The sequence below is a fragment of the Acidovorax sp. HMWF018 genome, from assembly GCF_003061035.1.
GTDB lineage: Bacteria > Pseudomonadota > Gammaproteobacteria > Burkholderiales > Burkholderiaceae_C > Acidovorax > Acidovorax delafieldii.
Genome location: NZ_QAIM01000500.1, coordinates 1 through 1,003, shown reverse-complemented (window position 1 = coordinate 1,003; position 1,003 = coordinate 1). Strand labels below are relative to the sequence as shown.

General features: G+C 70.0%; 2 protein-coding genes. Both read left to right on the top strand.

Annotated elements, in window-relative coordinates; genetic code table 11:
* Positions 1–534, top strand: a 534-nt coding sequence (locus DBR23_RS21355; protein WP_108499526.1) for an enoyl-CoA hydratase/isomerase family protein, incomplete at its 5' end; no start/stop codon positions are given.
* Positions 531–1,003, top strand: a 473-nt coding sequence (locus tag DBR23_RS21350) for a biotin carboxylase N-terminal domain-containing protein (protein ID WP_304466228.1), incomplete at its 3' end; no start/stop codon positions are given. The genes DBR23_RS21355 and DBR23_RS21350, both read left to right, overlap by 4 nt.

Sequence of the window (1,003 nt, the reverse complement as noted above, 5' to 3'; positions counted from 1 at the left end):
AACCGCCGATTCGGCACGCTGCTGCAGGCCTTGTGCGCGCTGCCCCAGTGGCTCATTGTGGCGGTCGAAGGTGCTGCGATGGGCGGCGGCTTTGGTCTGGTGTGCTGCGCCGACCGTGTGCTGGCCCACACCAGCGCGCAGTTCGCCACGCCCGAGGTAACGCTGGGCATCGTGCCTGCGCAGATCGCGCCGTTTGTGGTGCGCCGCCTCGGCTATGCGGGGGCGCGGCGGTGTTTGCTGACGGGCGAGCGCGGGGATGCTGCGACGGCCCAGCGCGCGGGGCTGGTCGATGAGGTGGTGGCTGGCGACATGGAGGCTGCTGTGCAGGCCGCCATTGCGCGCCACGCCGCCGCAGCGCCGCAGGCCGTGGCCGCCACCAAACGTTTGTTGCTGGCCCAATTTGAGACGCCGTTGCCCGCGCTGCTGGATGACGCGGCCGTGGCTTTTGCGAAAGCGCTGCGCGGGCCCGAGGCGCCGCAAGGGCTGGCGGCGTTTGCTGCGCGCAAGGCGCCGCCCTGGAGTGCGAACTCATGAAGAAAATCCTCATTGCCAATCGATCAGAGATCGCCAGCCGCATCATCCACACCGCCCACCGCATGGGCATCGAAACCGTCGCGGTCTATTCCGACCCCGATGCCAACGCCCTGCACGTGCGCGAAGCCACTCAGGCCGTGGCGTTGGGTGGCGCGGCCAGCGCCGACACCTACCTGCGCACCGACAAGCTGCTGGCCGCAGCCAGAGCCACCGGCGCAGATGCCGTGCACCCTGGCTATGGCTTCCTCAGCGAGAACGCTGACTTCGCCCAGGCCGTGGTCGATGCGGGCCTGACCTGGATCGGCCCCTCGCCAGCCGCCATCCGCGCATTGGGCAGCAAGTCGGGGGCCAAGGCCCTGGCCCATGCGCACGGCGTGCCCTGCCTGCCCGGCTATGCGGGCGACGACCAGAGCGACGAACGCTTTGCCGCCGAGGCAGCCCGCATCGGCACGCCCCTCATGGTCAAGGC